The sequence below is a fragment of the Rothia nasimurium genome (genome assembly GCF_004569295.1).
Classification (GTDB): domain Bacteria; phylum Actinomycetota; class Actinomycetes; order Actinomycetales; family Micrococcaceae; genus Rothia; species Rothia nasimurium_B.
The window spans coordinates 1-16682 of sequence record NZ_SPQC01000021.1 but is presented as its reverse complement, the minus strand read 5'-3'; the positions used below and the strand labels follow the sequence as shown (position 1 = coordinate 16682).

At 61.1% G+C, this 16682-nt stretch carries 17 protein-coding genes; 13 read left to right on the top strand and 4 right to left on the bottom strand.

Features of this window, described 5'->3' with window-relative positions:
- The first annotated feature begins 39 nt into the window (after nucleotides 1–39).
- Complete coding sequence (locus E4U03_RS06950) at nucleotides 40–840, top strand: TSUP family transporter (protein WP_135012769.1); 801 nt, start codon at nucleotides 40–42, stop codon at nucleotides 838–840.
- On the opposite strand, the gene E4U03_RS06945 is transcribed toward E4U03_RS06950, so the two are convergent.
- A complete protein-coding gene (locus tag E4U03_RS06945) occupies nucleotides 837–1733 on the bottom strand; it encodes a hypothetical protein (RefSeq protein WP_135012768.1) in 897 nt (298 codons plus the stop codon). The genes E4U03_RS06950 and E4U03_RS06945 overlap by 4 nt on opposite strands.
- 165 nt (nucleotides 1734–1898) lie before the next feature.
- Here E4U03_RS06945 and rimP point away from each other — a divergent pair, with 165 nt between their 5' ends.
- From rimP to E4U03_RS06900, 9 genes are all read left to right on the top strand, one after another.
- Nucleotides 1899–2498: a ribosome maturation factor RimP gene (gene rimP, locus E4U03_RS06940; RefSeq protein WP_135012766.1), complete on the top strand. Its 600-nt coding sequence runs from the start codon at nucleotides 1899–1901 to the stop codon at nucleotides 2496–2498.
- 136 nt (nucleotides 2499–2634) lie between these two features.
- Nucleotides 2635–3675, top strand: coding sequence for a transcription termination factor NusA (gene nusA / locus E4U03_RS06935; RefSeq protein ID WP_135012764.1), 1041 nt, complete (start codon nucleotides 2635–2637; stop codon nucleotides 3673–3675).
- 170 nt (nucleotides 3676–3845) lie between these two features.
- Nucleotides 3846–4091 (top strand): YlxR family protein, encoded by a 246-nt coding sequence (locus E4U03_RS06930; protein ID WP_135012846.1) that lies wholly within the window; start codon nucleotides 3846–3848, stop codon nucleotides 4089–4091.
- 229 nt (nucleotides 4092–4320) lie between these two features.
- Nucleotides 4321–7125, top strand: a complete 2805-nt coding sequence (infB, locus tag E4U03_RS06925; protein WP_135012762.1) for a translation initiation factor IF-2 — start codon at nucleotides 4321–4323, stop codon at nucleotides 7123–7125.
- Nucleotides 7126–7308: 183 nt separating this feature from the next.
- On the top strand, nucleotides 7309–7746 hold the full coding sequence (gene rbfA, locus E4U03_RS06920) for a 30S ribosome-binding factor RbfA (RefSeq protein WP_135012760.1): 438 nt from the start codon (nucleotides 7309–7311) through the stop codon (nucleotides 7744–7746).
- A 3-nt stretch (nucleotides 7747–7749) separates the two neighbouring features.
- Nucleotides 7750–8793, top strand: coding sequence for a tRNA pseudouridine(55) synthase TruB (gene truB, locus E4U03_RS06915; RefSeq protein WP_135012757.1), 1044 nt, complete (start codon nucleotides 7750–7752; stop codon nucleotides 8791–8793).
- 6 nt (nucleotides 8794–8799) lie between these two features.
- On the top strand, nucleotides 8800–9174 hold the full coding sequence (locus E4U03_RS06910) for a hypothetical protein (RefSeq protein ID WP_228065988.1): 375 nt from the start codon (nucleotides 8800–8802) through the stop codon (nucleotides 9172–9174).
- A gap of 105 nt (nucleotides 9175–9279) precedes the next feature.
- Nucleotides 9280–9702 carry a hypothetical protein gene (locus tag E4U03_RS06905; RefSeq protein WP_135012754.1) on the top strand — a complete coding sequence of 141 codons (423 nt, stop codon included), beginning with the start codon at nucleotides 9280–9282 and terminating at the stop codon, nucleotides 9700–9702.
- A gap of 80 nt (nucleotides 9703–9782) precedes the next feature.
- Nucleotides 9783–10739 carry a bifunctional riboflavin kinase/FAD synthetase gene (locus E4U03_RS06900; protein WP_135012752.1) on the top strand — a complete coding sequence of 319 codons (957 nt, stop codon included), beginning with the start codon at nucleotides 9783–9785 and terminating at the stop codon, nucleotides 10737–10739.
- A gap of 83 nt (nucleotides 10740–10822) precedes the next feature.
- Here the strand turns inward: E4U03_RS06900 and E4U03_RS06895 are convergent, their stop codons facing one another.
- The 3 genes from E4U03_RS06895 to E4U03_RS06885 are packed head-to-tail and all read right to left on the bottom strand — an operon-like array spanning nucleotide 10823 to nucleotide 12906.
- Nucleotides 10823–11647, bottom strand: a complete 825-nt coding sequence (locus E4U03_RS06895; RefSeq protein ID WP_135012750.1) for an aldo/keto reductase — start codon at nucleotides 11645–11647, stop codon at nucleotides 10823–10825.
- Between the two features lie 36 nt (nucleotides 11648–11683).
- Nucleotides 11684–12445, bottom strand: coding sequence for a 5'-methylthioadenosine/S-adenosylhomocysteine nucleosidase (mtnN, locus tag E4U03_RS06890; RefSeq protein WP_245207687.1), 762 nt, complete (start codon nucleotides 12443–12445; stop codon nucleotides 11684–11686).
- On the bottom strand, nucleotides 12424–12906 hold the full coding sequence (locus E4U03_RS06885) for an S-ribosylhomocysteine lyase (RefSeq protein WP_135012749.1): 483 nt from the start codon (nucleotides 12904–12906) through the stop codon (nucleotides 12424–12426). Before E4U03_RS06885 ends, mtnN begins: the two co-directional genes overlap by 22 nt.
- A gap of 245 nt (nucleotides 12907–13151) precedes the next feature.
- On the opposite strand from E4U03_RS06885, the gene E4U03_RS06880 reads away from it, so the two are divergent.
- The 3 genes from E4U03_RS06880 to E4U03_RS06870 all read left to right on the top strand — a co-directional run bounded on the left by E4U03_RS06880 (nucleotide 13152) and on the right by E4U03_RS06870 (nucleotide 16481).
- Nucleotides 13152–13454 carry a hypothetical protein gene (locus tag E4U03_RS06880; protein WP_135012747.1) on the top strand — a complete coding sequence of 101 codons (303 nt, stop codon included), beginning with the start codon at nucleotides 13152–13154 and terminating at the stop codon, nucleotides 13452–13454.
- 312 nt (nucleotides 13455–13766) lie between these two features.
- On the top strand, nucleotides 13767–14036 hold the full coding sequence (rpsO, locus tag E4U03_RS06875) for a 30S ribosomal protein S15 (protein ID WP_135012745.1): 270 nt from the start codon (nucleotides 13767–13769) through the stop codon (nucleotides 14034–14036).
- 234 nt (nucleotides 14037–14270) lie between these two features.
- The gene (locus tag E4U03_RS06870) at nucleotides 14271–16481 is read left to right on the top strand and encodes a polyribonucleotide nucleotidyltransferase (protein WP_135012744.1); all 2211 of its coding nucleotides are present in this window, start codon (nucleotides 14271–14273) and stop codon (nucleotides 16479–16481) included.
- The last annotated feature ends 201 nt before the right edge of the window (nucleotides 16482–16682 follow it).

The window sequence follows — 16682 nt, the reverse complement described above, 5'->3', positions numbered from 1 at the left end:
ACCTTGTGGTTTAACCGCACTCCCAGGAAAGGCAGAAGCGTGCTCGATACCCTCGGCTTTGATTCTCTCGGCCTTGAGCCGACCACGCTAGTTTTGTTGCTTCTGGCTGCCCTAGCAGCTGGCTGGGTGGACGCCGTCGTGGGCGGCGGTGGCATGATTCAGCTTCCCGTGGTTCTCATGGTTCCTGGGCTTTCACCGGTGCAAGCCCTCGCCGTGAACAAGCTGGGGTCTGTCTTCGGTACTCTCACCAGCGCCGCAACTTACCTGCGGCGCACCCCGGTTGACGTGCGCACCACCCTGCCTGCGGCGTCCTTGGCCTTTGTGACCAGCATGGGTGGGGCCCTGGTCGCCACAGCCCTCCCCGAAGAGCTCTTCAAGCCCATCATCGTACTGGCGCTGATACTGGTGCTGGTCTACACAGTGTTCAAGCCTTCACTCGGTGAACTGACCCAGCTCAAACATCGGGGGCTCAAGCACCTCATGGTGGGGCTGGGGATTGGCGCAACTATCGGTTTTTATGACGGGCTGCTGGGCCCTGGCACCGGCTCTTTTCTGATGATGGCCATGGTGTCTTTGATGGGCTACAGCTTCTTGCAGGCAACAGCCCAGACCAAGATTATTAATGCCGCTACCAACCTGGGGGCCTTGGTGCTGTTTGCGGTGGCCGGCCAGCAGGTGTGGGCTCTTGGCCTCTTGCTGGGAGCAGCCAACATGGTGGGTGGCTACCTGGGAGCCCGTACGGCGCTGGCCCAGGGGAGCCGCTTTATTCGCTGGATGATGGTCGTGGTAGTCAGCGCGCTCATTATCAAGCTGGGTGCCGATATTCTGGGGTCCCTTTAGCTAGCGAGCTGCTGGCTGTCGAGGGCCAGAATGAGGGCGAGGGCTTCAATATCGTCTGCTGACGTTGCGAGGGTTTGGTCGGCCAGGGCTGCACGGGCGTTGGATTCAATAGCCGCGGTGAAGTCGGTGAGTTGCTGGGGGGCGTCCGCTGCTTCGGCGATGGGGTAGGACGCCGCAGGCGCCTCAAAGACCCCGTAGCAGGTCAGCATGGGGGCGGCTAAGTGCCCCATATCGGTGGTAGCTGCTGCTAGCTGACCGGCCTGGGTCGCAACGTCCGCATAGCCCTGCTCGGCGCGGGCAGCGTAGACCTCGCTGACGTAGTTGAGCTGATAGATACTCTGCTGCAAGGGCAGTAGGGAAGCGGGCTGCACAGCCTGTTCACTGCCGGAACTATCGGGGGCTCCGGCAGCGAGCTCCTCGTCACCGCAGACGTAGCTACTGATGTTCGCTACCTCATCGGTCAGGGCATCGGGGTAGGCGGCAGTAGTCAGCCCGTCCTGGCGGGCAGCCTGCCACATATCCGCAACGGCGGTGAGAGCCCGAGCCCGATCACCGGCGTCCTGGGTCGCAAAACCTAAATCAAGCAGGGCCGAAACCGTGCTCTGGAGCTGCTGCTCTACCGGCTCATACTCTGTAACCGTTACGTCCTGAGCCGCAGGCGCAAGGGACTCAAGGGCGGCCTGCGCCGCCTGCCCCAGTGCGTCCTGACCCGATTTACTAGCCGCCTGCTGAAGGGCAGTCAGCTGGGCAGCCATGGTGCTCTGATCGCTAAGGTCAGCGCGGACCTGCTCCGCCTGCCGCTGCGAAAACCAGCCCACAGCAAGGAGCACCACCAGCAGACCAGCTAATAGAGCGGCCACAAGTACCGGGGTTATACGAACAGAGCGATTCATAGGCAGCTACCTCTCACACAAAACAGACGGGCAAGAGCCCACCTCCCATTCTGCCAAAAAGTCCCGTAGCCTGCCCGCCCTCAGCGAATTCTCGGCTGACGTACGGGGCGCCGGTGGTAGACTTGAATGGATTTACCTACCCCTAGACACCAGGAGCTACGCGCGATGGCATCACCCAAAGCCAGTAAGAAGGACGCCCCCAACGCCCGCGAGCGTCGGGCCGCTGCCCGCGCTGAGCAGGGCATTACCCAGAAGGCCCCCGCCGGCAGCTTTGTGAGTGTCGAGGGCGTGCGCGAGGCCGTCACTCGGGTGGTGAAGCAGGAGTTCAAGCTGGTACTGGAGAAACTGACCGCTAAGGGCAGTGGCGCTAACCGTACCCTGGAAATTGTGGTGGACTACCCCGAAGACCGTACCGATGCCCTGTCCCTCGATACCATTGCTGAGGTTTCCCAGGCCCTATCAGCGGCTCTTGACGCTGCTGATGACGGTGAAGTGCCCTACTCTCTTGAGGTGTCATCACGCGGGGTGACCAGCCCCCTGACCGAAACCCGTCACTGGAAGCGCTCGATCGACCGGCTGATTGAGATTACCGAAGCCGGGGGAGAGAAGTACCTGGCCCGCCTGGACTTCGTCACCGACGAGGGGCCCGTTGTGCGCCGCAAGAAGGAAACCAAGAAAGGGCAGCCTGAGAGCTATCGTGACCCCGTTACCCTGCCCTGGGGCACAATTTCTGCTGCAAAGGTAGAAATTGAATTCAACCGCTAGCAAGTAATCGCTAGAATATAAAGACAAGACCACAACTCAATACTTTTGAGGCAGCGTACCGTAGGTGCGCGAACATACACCGCAAGCGGTGCCGGAGCTTTTTGCCCCGGCACCGTGTTACACGGAAGGGCCAACCATGGACATTGATTTGAGCAACCTCCGCCTGCTCGAAAAAGAGCGCGACATCTCAATCGACACCCTGATTCCGATGATTGAGAGCGCCATCCTGCTGGCCTACCAGAAGCAGCCCGGTGCCATCCGTGGCTCACGTGCCGAGCTTGACCGCACCAGCGGTAAGGTCACCATCTGGGCTCCTGAACTTGATGAGAACGACCAGCAGATTGGTGAGTTTGATGATACCCCCAATAACTTTGGTCGTATCGCGGCTTCTACCGCCCGCCAGGTCATTCAGCAGCGCCTGCGCGATGCCCAGGATTCAGCCGTTCTCGGTGAGTTCAAAGACCGCGAAGGCCAGCTGATTTCAGGCGTTATCCAGCAGGGTCCCAACCCCCGCATGATTCACGTTGATTTGGGCACCCTTGAAGCTGTGCTGCCCACCAACGAGCAGGTGCCCGGTGAGCGCTACGCCCACAACACCCGCATCCGCGCCTACGTACTTGAAGCCAAGCGCGGCCCCAAGGGCCCCTCCATCGTGCTCTCTCGTTCCCACCCCAACCTGGTGCGCCGCCTCTTCGAGCACGAGGTCCCCGAGATTGCTGACGGCTCGGTAGAAATCATGGCGATTGCCCGCGAAGCTGGCCACCGCACCAAGATTGCAGTCCGCGCCACCAAACCCGGCGTCAACCCCAAGGGTTCCTGCATCGGCGAAATGGGCGCCCGCGTACGCGCCGTAATGGGTGAACTCAACAACGAGAAGATCGATATCGTCGATCACTCAGAGAGCCCCGAAGATTTCATCGCCGCCGCCCTTTCACCAGCCAAGGTCAGCGAAGTCACCGTGACCGAGCGCAAGACCTTCTCGGCCCGCGCGATTGTGCCCGATGACCAGCTTTCACTGGCTATTGGTAAGGAAGGGCAGAACGCCCGCCTGGCCGCTAAGCTCACCGGCTGGCGTATCGACATCATCTCAGCCTCTAAGTACGAGGCCGCGATGGCAGCAACTCGCGCAGCGAATGAAGAGGGCGCTGAAGAAGCCCCCGAAGCTACCGCTGAATAAGAGAGCTGACTAACATATTTGCCGTTAGCCCCCGCAAGGGGGCTAAACTGGTCTATAGAGGTCACAGCACTATAGAGTGCTCATGACTGGTCGGCGGCCAGCCATGCCCGCAGGTTCAGCACTAAAGAGCCTGCAGGAAACAAGCGAACAACACGAAGGGAGCACCCCAGCTGCACACCCCCGTCCGCACCTGCATCGGCTGCCGAATCACAGCACCCGCCCACGACCTCGTCCGTATTGCCCTCACACAGACTGAGCCCCCACGTGCAGTCTTTGACCGGGCCAAAAACCTCCCGGGGCGTGGAGCCTGGCTCCACCACACACCCGAATGCCTTGCCCTCGCGCTCAAGAAAAATGCGCTGGCCAGGGCCTTTAGAACCCGGGTCGAAGCCAACGAACTGGTGATTCCCGCATAGGGGAGGGCCGGTTCGACCCCGCCAGGGGTGGCGAACCAACAATGTCAACGAGTTTGACGACTTACTGTGTACGAAAGCGAGTCAGAAAACTGATGGAAACCCGATGAGTGCCGCGCAATGAGTACTTTCCTGTGCTCACCCACCGGCAAAAACCCAGCTGAACCCCAGCTGAAACCTCATACAAACTGAAGGTTCGCCCCTGTTCGGTGCGAACCAGAACAGGAGAAAAGTGGCTAAGCCCCGCGTTCACGAGATCGCTAAAGAACTCGGAATCCCCTCTAAAGAAGCTGTCGCTAAGCTTCAGGAACTTGGCGAGTTCGTCAAGGGCGCATCATCAACCCTTGAACCGCCCGTAGTTAAGAAACTGCGTGCTGCCTTCCCCAACGCCGGTGCCTCCGCAGAGGCCCCCGCCGCTGAGAAGAAGGCTGCTACCCCCGCGTCCGCCCCCAAGCCCGGTGCATCTGCGCCTAAGCCGGGTGCGTCCGCTCCCAAGCCCGGTGCTCCCGCACCGAAGCCGGCTACCCCGGCAGCCCCCGCTGCCCCCAAGCCCTCAGCTGAGGCTGCACCTGCCACTGGGAAGAAGGACGCCGCCGCGAAGCCCGCTGGCCCCCGCCCCGGCAACAACCCCTTCTCCACCACCCAGGGTATGTCTGCACCTAAGCCGGCAGCCCCTAAGCCCGCAGCTCCCAAGCCCGCTGGCGCTAAGCCCGGCCCCCGCCCCGGCAACAACCCCTTCGCCACTTCACAGGGCATGGGCAAGCGCAACGACCGCAATGAGCGCGGCGAGCGCTCAGGTGGCCCCCGCCCCGCAGGCGGCCGTAACGCCCGCGGCAACAACCCCGGCGGGCCCCGTCCTGCCGGTGCCGGTGGACCCCGTCCTGCCGGCGGCGCACCCCGCCCCGCATCCGCAGGTGGAGGCAACCGCCCCTCACCTAACATGATGCCCACCAAGATGAGCGGTAACGTCAGCGCCCGTGGCGGTGCCGGTGCCCCCGCAGGTGGCGGCCCTCGCCGTGGCTCAGGCGGCCCCGGTGGCGGTAACGGTGGCGGCGGCTTCAACCGCGGCCCCGGTCGCGGTGGCCCCGGCGGCGGTCGCGGCAACGCCCAGGGCGCTTTCGGTCGCGGTGGCGGCAAAAAGAAGAAGGGCAAGACTAAGTCAGCTCTGCGTCGTGAAGAGCAGCTGCGTCAGCCGACCATCGGTGGCGTAGCCGTACCCCACGGCGACGGTACAACCGAGATTCGTATGCGTCGCGGTGCCTCACTGATGGACTTCGCCGAGAAGATTGGCGCAAACGCCGCAGCCTTGGTGACCGTACTGATTCACCTGGGTGAAATGGCGACCCAGACCCAGTCCCTCGACGAGGAGACCTTCGAGCTGCTCGGCGCCGAACTGGGCTACGTCATCAAGATCGTTTCCCCCGAGGACGAAGAGCGCGAACTGCTCGAATCCTTCGACATTAACCTGGCTGCCGAAGCCGAGGCTGAGGACGACGAAGTACTTGAAGTACGCCCGCCCGTCGTGACCGTCATGGGTCACGTAGACCACGGTAAGACCCGTCTGCTCGACGCCATCCGCAACACCAACGTCATCGACGGTGAAGCCGGCGGCATTACCCAGCACATCGGTGCTTACCAGATCCACACTGAGGTCGAAGGCGAAGAGCGCTACCTGACCTTCATCGACACCCCCGGTCACGAGGCCTTCACCGCTATGCGTGCCCGCGGTGCCAAGGTCACCGACATCGCGATCCTGGTTGTCGCAGCGGACGACGGCGTTATGCCCCAGACCGTTGAAGCCCTCAACCACGCCCAGGCCGCAGGCGTACCGATCGTTGTTGCCGTCAACAAGATTGATAAGGAAGGCGCTAACCCCGACAAGATTCGCGGTCAGCTCACCGAATACGGACTGGTACCCGAAGAATACGGTGGCGACACCATGTTCGTAGAGGTCTCAGCCCGCCAGGGTAAGAATATCGACGAACTGCTTGCAGCCGTCACCCTGACCGCCGACGGCGCCCTCGAACTGAAGGCTAACCCCAACAAGGAAGCCCGCGGTGTAGCGATTGAAGCTAACCTCGATAAGGGCCGCGGTGCCGTCACCACCGTCCTCGTCCAGTCAGGTACCCTGCACGTCGGCGACGCCATCGTCGCAGGCTCCGCCTACGGCCGCGTCCGTGCCATGTTCGACGAAAACGGCAACAACGTCGAAGAAGCCGGCCCCTCACGCCCCGTGCAGGTACTCGGCCTCAACACCGTGCCCCGCGCAGGCGATACCTTCCTCTCCACCGAAGAAGAACGTACTGCCCGCCAGATCGCCGAAAAGCGTGAAGCAGCCGACCGCAACGCCCAGCTGGCCAAGCGCCGCAAGCGCGTCACCCTCGAATCCTTCGACGCCGCAGTGGCAGAAGGCAAGATGGACACCCTCAACCTCATCATCAAGGGCGACGTCTCCGGTGCTGTTGAAGCCCTGGAAGAGTCCCTCATGAAGATCGAGGCAGGCGGCGACGAAGTTCAGTTGCGCGTCATCCACCGCGGCGTAGGTGCTATCACCCAGAACGACGTCAACCTGGCAACCGTCGATAACGCAATTATCATCGGCTTCAACGTCCGCCCCGCCGAACGCGTTGCAGAACTGGCTGACCGTGAAGGCGTAGAAATGAAGTTCTACTCCGTCATCTACCGCGCTATCGAAGAAGTCGAAGCAGCCGTCAAGGGCATGCTCAAGCCCGAATACGAAGAAGTCGAACTCGGCTCCGCCGAAATCCGCGAAGTCTTCCGCTCCTCCAAGTGGGGCAACATCGCAGGCTCCATCGTCAAGACCGGCATCATCAAGCGCAACTCCAAGGCCCGCCTGGTACGCGACGGTGCAGTTGTCGCCGACAACCTCACTATCGAATCCCTGCGCCGCTTCAAGGACGACGCCACCGAAGTCCGCGAAGGCTACGAGTGTGGTATAGGCCTGGGCTCCTTCAACGACATCAAGGAAGGCGATGTCATTGAAACCTGGGAGATGCAGGAAAAGCCCCGCGTCTAAAGCGACTTAGTATCTAAGTCCTTTTGTAGGTACCCTAGGGTTCGCGCTTGCTGCAGACCCTCTCGCCTGGTTCGCTTCGCTCATAAGGCGATTCACGCCAGCCGCCGAGCCAGCAGCTTCGCCGCGAACCCTAGGGTGCCTTTACACTTAAACATAGAAACCTCTCTAGATAAGGAGAACACCATGGCAGATCCGGCACGCGCCGCCCGCCTAGCCGACCGCATCAAGGTCATCGTTGCCCAGGCCCTCGAACGCCGCATCAAAGACCCCCGCCTCGGCTTCATCACCGTCACCGACGCCCGCGTCACCAACGACCTCCAGCACGCCACCATCTACTACACCGTCTTCGGCTCCGAAGAAGAGCAGGCTTCCACCAAGGCTGCCCTTGAATCAGCCAAGGGCATCCTGCGCTCAGAGGTCGGCAAGAACATCACCGCGCGCTTGACCCCCACCCTCACCTTCGTCCCCGACGAAGTACCCGTCAACGCAGCCCATATTGAAGATTTGCTGCGTAAGACCAAGGAACGCGACGCCGAACTGGCCGCCGCCCGCGAAAGTGCCGAATACGCCGGTGGCGAGGACGCCTACAAGAGCACCGAAACCGAGGAAGACGAAGCCTAAACCGTGGCCAAGAAAGCACCCACCGGGCCCTCGGGCCTCATCGTCGTTGACAAACCCGCCGGACTCACCAGCCATGACGTGGTCTCCAAAATGCGGTGGATTGCCGGCACCCGCAAAGTCGGGCACGCCGGCACCCTCGACCCCATGGCCACGGGGGTGCTCATCCTTGGCGTCAACAAGGCAACCCGCCTGCTCACCTGGGTCGTAGGGGAGACCAAGACCTACACCGCCACCATCCGCCTCGGCGTCTCCACCCTCACCGACGACGCGGACGGCGAAGCTACCGCCGTCGCTAACGATGGCGCGCTGAATAGTATCAGCGAGGACGCCATCAGGCAGCACATTGCGGACCTCACCGGCGACATCATGCAGGTACCCTCTGCTGTCTCGGCCATCAAAGTTAACGGGGTACGCTCCTACACACGCGTGCGCTCAGGGGAAGAAGTCGAACTCGAAGCCCGGCCCATCACCGTGCACTCCTTCGACCTGCATGACGCCCGCCCCGCCACCGCCACCTACCAGCTGGGCGAAGAAGAGGTGAGCACCAGCGTCCTCGACCTCGACGTCACCGTCGTCTGCTCAGCAGGCACCTATATCCGCGCCTTAGCCCGCGACCTCGGAGCAGCCCTAGGAACCGGCGCCCACCTCACCGCCCTGCGCCGCACCGCCATCGGCGAAATCTGCGCCGAAGACGCCCACACCCTCGACGAACTCATCGCCAGGCGAGAAGCAGAACAGGCAGCCCCTCTGCTACCCATCGAAGAAGCAGCCCGCCGCCTCTTTGCCGTCCGCAACCTCACCGCAGCCGAAGCCACCGACCTCGCCAACGGCCGCCGCATCACCCCCACCGAAGGTAGCCCCGCCACCACCGCCCCCAAAACCGGCTCCACCGGCGGGCACGACAAACCCACCACTACCGGCCTCACCGCCGCCCTCGCCCCCAACGGCACCCTCGTCGCCATCATCGAAAACACCCGCTTCCGCCGCGAAAACGTAGCCGCCCCCGTGCTCGTCTTCGAAGCCGGAACAACCTTCAAGGAAAACTAACTCGTCATGATGATCGCCGGACTTGACCTCTGGTTCTGGGCCATAACCGTGCTCGGCCTAGCCTCCTTCCTCATCTGCCTCATCCGCTTCCTGCGCGGAGCAACCCCCGACGACTGGTCACAAGGCTCCGTCATTCTCCTTGAAGCCTTCCTCATCATCTACCTGGTCGGCTCCATCATCATGCAGGTCACAACGGACGGCCCCAGCGGCGACTGGCTTGAATACTACGGCTACCTGCTCACCGCCATGATTATCCCCGTCGGCACCTTCATATGGTCGCTCTCCGAACGAACCCGCTGGTCAACCCTGGTGCTGGGGCTAACCGGGCCGGTGCTGATTATCATGGTGCACCGTATGAACATGCTCTGGTACTACTATTAGGCAGGTGCACTGGGGCGCGGTAGAAAGTGAGCGCAGGGCGTGCGCTCAAGGCCCGAAACGCCAGTAAGAGTAGCATCAACATTGCATGGGAGATGGAAGAATACAATGAATCAAACACAGAACAAAGCCTCCGCTACAAAAAATAGCGGCTTTGGCCGCCTGCTCGTCGTTATCTACGGCGTCTTTACCCTATCGGCGGGGGCTCGGGCCCTTTACCAGGTTATCCGCAAGTTCGATGAAGCCCCGCTGTCTATCAGTCTTTCAGCGCTCTCAGCCCTCATCTACCTTGTTGCTACTATCGCTCTGGCTAAGAAGGAGGAGGGGGCCTGGAAAATTTCCCTGGCTGCCGTCAGCATCGAAATGGCGGGGGTGCTCCTCATCGGCATCTTCTCCTGCCTGCAACCCCAGCACTTTGAGCTAGCCTCCGTCTGGTCCCACTTCGGCTCCGGCTACGGCTACATCCCCCTCATCCTGCCCATGGTAGGCCTCTGGTGGCTCAACAAAACCCGCCCCACCCGCACCCGTTAACCACCGGCGTCCGCCTGCCCTCAGCAGAAGGCCCCAAATACGCGTAGTATAGACACGAAGCAACCCAACCGAGGAGCACAGTGAAGCGCTTTACCGATCTCGCCCAGATCCCCGCCGACTTCGGCCCCACCGTGGTCACCATCGGCAACTTTGATGGCGTGCACATCGGCCACCAAAAAGTGCTCTCCACCCTGGTCAACACCGCTAAAGTGCACGGTCTTTCCTCCGTCGCCGTCTCCTTCGACCCCCACCCCGCCCGCGTTCACGGCCCTGCCGGGGTACACATCGAAATCATGGGGCAGGACGGCCGCCAAAAAATCCTCGCTGACCTCGGCGTCGACTACTACCTACTGCTGCACTACAGCCTTGCCTTCGCCGCCCAAACCCCCGAAGAATTCGTCAAACGAACTTTCGTTGATGCCCTCAACGCCAAATTCGTGGTCATAGGCGATGACGTCCGTTTCGGCACCAACAACTCCGGTGACCTCAATACCATGAAGGAACTCAGCCAAAAATACGGCTTTGAGGTACTCGTTGTTGAAGACCTGCTCGCCCACGATGACCGCCGCTGCTCATCAACTTCCATCCGGCAGTTGCTCGCCGAAGGGCGGGTGCGCGATGCCGCCTCTATTCTGGGCCGCAACCACTACATGAGCGGCGAAGTTGTGCACGGTGCTGCCCGCGGCCGCGAACTCGGCTTCCCCACAGCCAACATGGACGTCGATTCCGTCGGCCTCGTCCCTGGCGACGGTGTGTACGCAGGCTGGCTGATTGACGAGGCCGGAACCCGCCACCCCGTTGCCGTTTCGGTGGGAACCAACCCCACCTTCGAAGGCATCACCACCCGCCAGGTCGAAGCTCACGTAATCGGCCGCCCCGAAGAGAAGGTAGAAGACTTCAACCTCTACGGGCAGCACGTCACCCTAGAATTCGTGGATTACCTGCGCGGCATGGTCGCCTACACCGGCGTCGAAGCGCTGATTGAGCAGATACACGCCGACGTTGAACAGGCCAAGACCATTCTTGGTATCGGCTAGAGAACATACAAAAAGTTCCCGGGATAAGAGCTCTTATTCCGGGAACTTTTTATGTGCGAGCGCGAGCCTGCTGCGCCCAGATACTACATCTCTTCGTGGGTATTCGGGTCAAACCCGCGGCCCACACCTGCTTCGAGTGCATCGATGCGGGCGATCTGGTCGTCGGTGAGTTCCCAGTCGAAGACTGCCAGGTTTTCTTCCATGCGCAGGGTGTTGGAGCTCTTGGGCAGGGGTACCAGGTTCTTCTGGATCTCCCAGCGCAGTATCACCTGGGCTACGGTTTTGCCGGTTTCGGCGGCGATGGTTTCGAGGGCGGCTTCCTTGAGCAGGTCGGTTTTGCGGCCCAGGGGTGACCAGCACTGGGTGAGAATGGCGTGGTCGAGGTTGTAGGCTGCCCAGTCCTGTTTCTGGGAGTAGGGGTGCAGCTCGATCTGGTTGATGGCGGGGGTTACGCCGGTTTCTTCAATCAGACGGTCGATGTGCTCGGGCAGGAAGTTAGAGACGCCGATAGACTTGACCAGCCCCTCTTCCTGGGCCTTAATCAAAGCCCGCCAGGTGTCGACGTAGAGCCCCTGGGAGGGGTTGGGCCAGTGAATCAGGTAGGCGTCGAGGTAGTCAAAACCCATACGGCTCAGGGTGCCTTCGAGGGAGCGGAGGGCAGGCTCGTAGCCGTGGTCGCGCCCCGGCAGTTTGGACTGCACGAAGATTTCATCGCGTGCAGTGCCTGAGCGCAGGACGCCGCGGGCAACACCCACCTCGTTCTCGTAGTTCACCGCGGTGTCAATGAGGCGGTAGCCGCGGGCGATGGCCTCAGAGACGGCGACCTCGGCGTTTACGTTGTTGAGCGGGTAGGTGCCTAAGCCCAGGGGCGGGATTGAGGTGCCGTCGCGCAGGGTATGGTTTTGCATTGGTTTTCCTCTCGGGTGGAGCGGGGCGGACGCGGGTTAGCGGCTGAGCAGGTCAAGCACCAGGGTAGCGCTTCGTTCGGCCACGATGGGGGCGTCCATATGGAAGTCCTGGTCGGCGGCCGGGCCGCAGAGGTCAGAGATACCGCGTACCGCGATGAAGGGCAGGGAACGGCTGGAGCTAATCTGAGCCAGGGCGGTGGTTTCCATGTCGGTAGAAAGCGCCTGGGGGAAGAGCTGGCGGGTGTCTTTGACATTGTGGGCGGTAACAAAAGACCCGCCGGCTAGCATCTGCCCGAAGAGGACGCTACCTTCACCGGTGTAGGCCGCTGCGGCAGCGCGGGCCTTCTCAACCAGCACCGGGTCGGTGGCGTAGGTTGCGGGCATGCCGGGAACCTGCCCGAACTCGTAGCCGAAGGCGGTGGCGTCCGAGTCCGTGTAAGTGTAGTCGGTGCCGATAGCTAGGTCGCCCACATTCACGTCGGCGCGCAGGCCGCCGGCGGTACCGGCAGACACAATGACGCGCGGGGTGGGCACCAGCGCCAGGGCAACAGAAAGGGCCGTGGCGGCATTAACCAGGCCAATCTTTGAGCGCACCAGCAGAATCTTCAGCTCGTCAGTGCCGGTGGCAAGCACCCGGGGGTAGAAGAGGGTCTCGCCCAGGGCGTAGGCCTCACCGACCGGTTCGGTCTTAGTGAGGAAGGGGGCAGCCTCTTCGTCCATGGCTACCTGCACGATAGCGGCGTTATCAAAACCGCCGGGAAGAGCAAAAGCCGACACTAGGCCATCACCTGCTCCCACTCGTCCTTCTTCTCGAGGAAAGCACGAACCGCAGCCTGGGCCTCGTCGAGGGAGTGGTTAGCACCCCAACCGCACTGAACCTCGTTAGCGGCCGGAACCTCATCGGCCTCTAGCAGGTCATTCATCGTAGCCTCAAGAATCTGTATAAAATCGGCAGGCTCAACACCCAGGGTCAGAGCGTAGAAACCGGTCTGGCAGCCCATAGGGGAGAAGTCAATCAGAGCGTCGGTGTGATTGCGCATGTGGTGGGCGGTCATGTGCTCAATCGAGTGAACCGCCTTCATGCCCAGATGCCCCTTGTTGGGCTGGGTGAAACGCACATCGTACTTAATCAGGACGTCCCCACCCGGCAGGGTCTTACGATCAGCTACGCGCACGTAGGGCGCCGCCACAGCGGTATGATCCAGGTCGAAAGACTCAACGTTAGTCTTCTGCTTCTCAAAATTCTCAGTGATTTGCATGCTTACTATTCTCCCAGGCTCAGGGCACAAGCGCTAGCTGCGGAGTAATCTACTCACTGTAGGCATATTCAGCAGGTTATGCAGGCTCGTGCACTGCAGGTTGCACAGGCTCACGCTCGCTACCGACCCTCTCGTCTGGTTCGCTAGCGCTCACGAGACGATTTACGCCAGCCCCGAGCCAACAGCTTCGCTGTGAGCCTGCTTCACCTGCTCAATAAACCCAACAAAACTGTGGAGTGTAAACCATGAACGTACTGATTCCCACCGCTGCTGCCTCAGCCGGCCTGATGGGCGGCTACAAGGTTGCCCGTGTTACTAACGTCCGCGCCCTGGGCGGGGTCGCCCTAGCCGCTGGCGGCGCTGTTGCCTTTGCCGGCTGGAAGAAGAACGCCGGAACTGGCACCGCTGCCGCCCTCACCGCCGTCTACCTCGGTGCCTTCGGCTACTCTCATGCCCTGCACAAGAAGATTGGCCCCTGGCCCGCTGTGTGCGCCGTTACCGGTGCCACCGCGCTCGCCTCTCTGGCCTTCGGACGCGAAAAGAAATAGCAAGGGGAGCCCTCCCGGCCGGCTTGACCAGGTTTGTACCACGCCCTGCCCGCAAACGGTACTAAAAATGGGCCGCGCGTGGTACAAACTGTTGTTGCGGGCAGGGCTAATAAAGCGAAGCAGGTGAGCAAGCTACCACCGGGGCCTCTCTTCCCGGTGGCTGGCTTGTGCTGTAGAGTTGACTGTGCATGTGACTGCAGTCCGTGGCAGTTACCTGCAGCGGGAAAGCCGCCCACCGGCGTCCTTGCCCCTCAACCCGGCAGCAAAAATGTTGACCGGGCCGCACACGGCACTAACTCTAGGAGTTAACCCATGGCTCTTGATCCCAAGATCAAGCAGGAAATCATGAAGGAATACGCAACCCACGAAGGTGACACCGGTTCACCCGAGGTTCAGGTTGCAGTTCTGACTCGTCGTATCACCGACCTGACCGAGCACCTCAAGTTCCACAAGCACGACCACCACTCACGTCGTGGTCTGATGATTCTCGTTGGTCGCCGCCGCAACCTGCTCGGCTACCTCAAGAGCGTCGACATCGAGCGTTACCGCGCCCTCATCGAGCGTCTCGGTATCCGCCGATAACACAAGGTTTGTGAGCGTGAGGGCGACACCGCAACCCGCGCGTCCGGCTTAATAGCCGGACGCCGCTGGTCGAGGGTGACGCCCTCACCCACACCTACCACCCACAGAATAGAAATAAGTCGCCGCGTGCTTTGACGGTCCTCGGTAGCGGTTTACAGAAAGCCCCATCGGCGGGGTCTGTGAACCTCAATCGATGACCGAAGGCGCGGCGCAGACAACAGAAATGGAGGAACCTTGGAAGGTCCCGAAATTCAGTTTGCAGAAGCAATCATTGACAATGGCAAGTTCGGTAAGCGCGTAGTACGTTTCGAAACCGGCCGCCTCGCCAAGCAGGCCGCAGGCTCTGCCCTGGTTACCATCGACGACGACACCACCCTGCTCTCAGCCACCGCTATCGGCAAGAGCCCCCGTGACGGCTTCGACTTCTTCCCCCTGACCGTCGACGTTGAAGAGCGCATGTACGCAGCCGGTAAGATCCCCGGCTCCTTCTTCCGCCGTGAAGGCCGCCCCTCAACCGAAGCGATTCTGGCTGCCCGTCTGATCGACCGCCCCCTGCGTCCTGCCTTCAAGAAGGGCATCCGCAACGAGGTGCAGGTCGTCATCACCGTGCTCACCATTGAGCCCGACGAAATCTACAACACCGTAGCAATCAACGCAGCGTCCTGCTCCACCACCCTCTCCGGTGCCCCCTTCGCAGGCCCCGTTGGCGGTGTGCGTGTTGCTCTGATCGACGGCCAGTGGGTTGCCTTCCCCAAGCACTCCCAGCTTGAGAACGCTGTCTTCGATATGGCTGTTGCCGGTCGCGTTGTGACCAAGGCTGACGGCACCGAAGACATCGCCATCATGATGGTTGAGGCTGAAGCTACCGATAACTCCTGGAAGCTCATCAAGGAAGACGGCGCAACCGTACCGACCGAAGAAGTTGTTGCTGAGGGCCTCGAAGCGGCTAAGCCCTTCATCGCTGCCCTCTGCAAGGCCCAGGCTGACCTGGCTAAGCGCGCTGGCAAGCCCGCTCTGGAGCTGCCCATCTTCGGTAAGCGTGCCGGAGAAATCGATGAAGCCGTCAAGGCTTTTGAACCCAAGATCGTTGAGGTCTACTCCATTGCCGGTAAGCAGGACCGCGAAACCGCGTCCGCTGACCTGCAGCAGGAAATCGTAGAGTCCCTCGCCGGTGAAGGTCAGGAATTCGAAGGCCGCGAGGACGAAGTCAACGCAGCTTTCAACGCCCTGACCAAGCACGTTGTGCGTCAGCGCATCCTCACTGACCAGGTCCGTATCGACGGCCGCGGCCTGACCGACATCCGTCAGCTCACCGCTGAGGTTGAGGTACTGCCCCGCGTCCATGGATCTGCCATCTTCGAGCGTGGCGAAACCCAGATTATGGGCGTCACCACCCTGAACATGCTCAAGATGGAGCAGCAGCTGGACTCCCTCTACCCGGTCAAGTCCAAGCGCTACATCCACCACTACAACTTCCCTCCCTACTCAACCGGCGAAACCGGTCGTGTGGGATCACCCAAGCGTCGCGAAATCGGCCACGGTGCTCTCGCTGAGCGCGCCCTGACCCCGGTTCTGCCCTCACGCGAGGAGTTCCCCTACGCTATCCGCCAGGTCTCTGAGGCTCTGGGCTCCAACGGTTCTACCTCCATGGGTTCCGTGTGTGCCTCCACCCTCTCCCTGCTGAACGCCGGTGTGCCCCTGCGCGCACCCGTCGCCGGTATTGCTATGGGTCTTGTCTCTGACGAGGTCAACGGCGAAACACGCTACGCAGCCCTCACCGATATTCTCGGTGCTGAGGACGCCCTGGGCGATATGGACTTCAAGGTCGCAGGTACCTCTGAGTTCGTGACCGCTATCCAGCTGGACACCAAGCTCGACGGCATTCCCGCCTCCGTTCTGGCCGGCGCCCTGACCCAGGCCCGTGAAGCTCGCCTGCACATCCTCGAGGTCATCAACGCAGCTATCGACGCACCCGACGAGATGAGCGACTACGCACCCCGCGTGATTTCCGTCCAGGTTCCCGTCGCCAAGATCGGTGAGGTCATCGGCCCCAAGGGCAAGATGATCAACCAGATCCAGGAAGACACCGGCACCGACATTTCCATCGAGGACGACGGCACCGTCTACATCGGCGCAACCGACGGCCCCTCGGCCGAAGCAGCACGCGCAGCAATCAACGCGATTGCTAACCCGCAGATTCCCGAGGTCGGCGAACGCTACCTGGGTACCGTCGTAAAGACCACCACCTTCGGTGCCTTCGTCTCACTGACCCCCGGCAAGGACGGCCTGCTGCACATCTCCGAGCTGCGCAAGCTCAACGACGGCAAGCGCGTGGACGACGTTGAGGACGTCGTCGGCGTAGGCCAGAAGGTTCAGGTTGAGATTTCCAAGATTGATGATCGCGGCAAACTTTCACTGGTTCCTGTGGTCGATGAACGAGGGTAAGGGTAGCTCATCCGATACCGTGTAGTAGATAGCGTAGGATTCCCTACGCTATCTATTTTTGTAAGTCAGATGTGTCGTTAAAAACTGAATTTTTTTATTGAGAGAAAAAACACCTAAAATTCTTTAGGTTGTATAGAGCCTTGTCAGCATGAGTAAATGGCGGATTTATGGATATTCTTTTGTTTTTTTTGGGGGGGGGGG

Excerpts from the sequence above, each read along its gene's own strand:
- E4U03_RS06945 (WP_135012768.1), bottom strand. The coding sequence starts at position 1,733 with ATGAATCGCTCTGTTCGTATAACCCCGGTACTTGTGGCCGCTCTATTA.
- rimP (WP_135012766.1), top strand. The coding sequence starts at position 1,899 with ATGGCATCACCCAAAGCCAGTAAGAAGGACGCCCCCAACGCCCGCGAG.
- nusA (WP_135012764.1), top strand. The coding sequence starts at position 2,635 with ATGGACATTGATTTGAGCAACCTCCGCCTGCTCGAAAAAGAGCGCGAC.
- rbfA (WP_135012760.1), top strand. The coding sequence starts at position 7,309 with ATGGCAGATCCGGCACGCGCCGCCCGCCTAGCCGACCGCATCAAGGTC.
- E4U03_RS06910 (WP_228065988.1), top strand. The coding sequence starts at position 8,800 with ATGATGATCGCCGGACTTGACCTCTGGTTCTGGGCCATAACCGTGCTC.
- E4U03_RS06905 (WP_135012754.1), top strand. The coding sequence starts at position 9,280 with ATGAATCAAACACAGAACAAAGCCTCCGCTACAAAAAATAGCGGCTTT.
- E4U03_RS06895 (WP_135012750.1), bottom strand. The coding sequence starts at position 11,647 with ATGCAAAACCATACCCTGCGCGACGGCACCTCAATCCCGCCCCTGGGC.
- E4U03_RS06885 (WP_135012749.1), bottom strand. The coding sequence starts at position 12,906 with ATGCAAATCACTGAGAATTTTGAGAAGCAGAAGACTAACGTTGAGTCT.
- E4U03_RS06880 (WP_135012747.1), top strand. The coding sequence starts at position 13,152 with ATGAACGTACTGATTCCCACCGCTGCTGCCTCAGCCGGCCTGATGGGC.
- rpsO (WP_135012745.1), top strand. The coding sequence starts at position 13,767 with ATGGCTCTTGATCCCAAGATCAAGCAGGAAATCATGAAGGAATACGCA.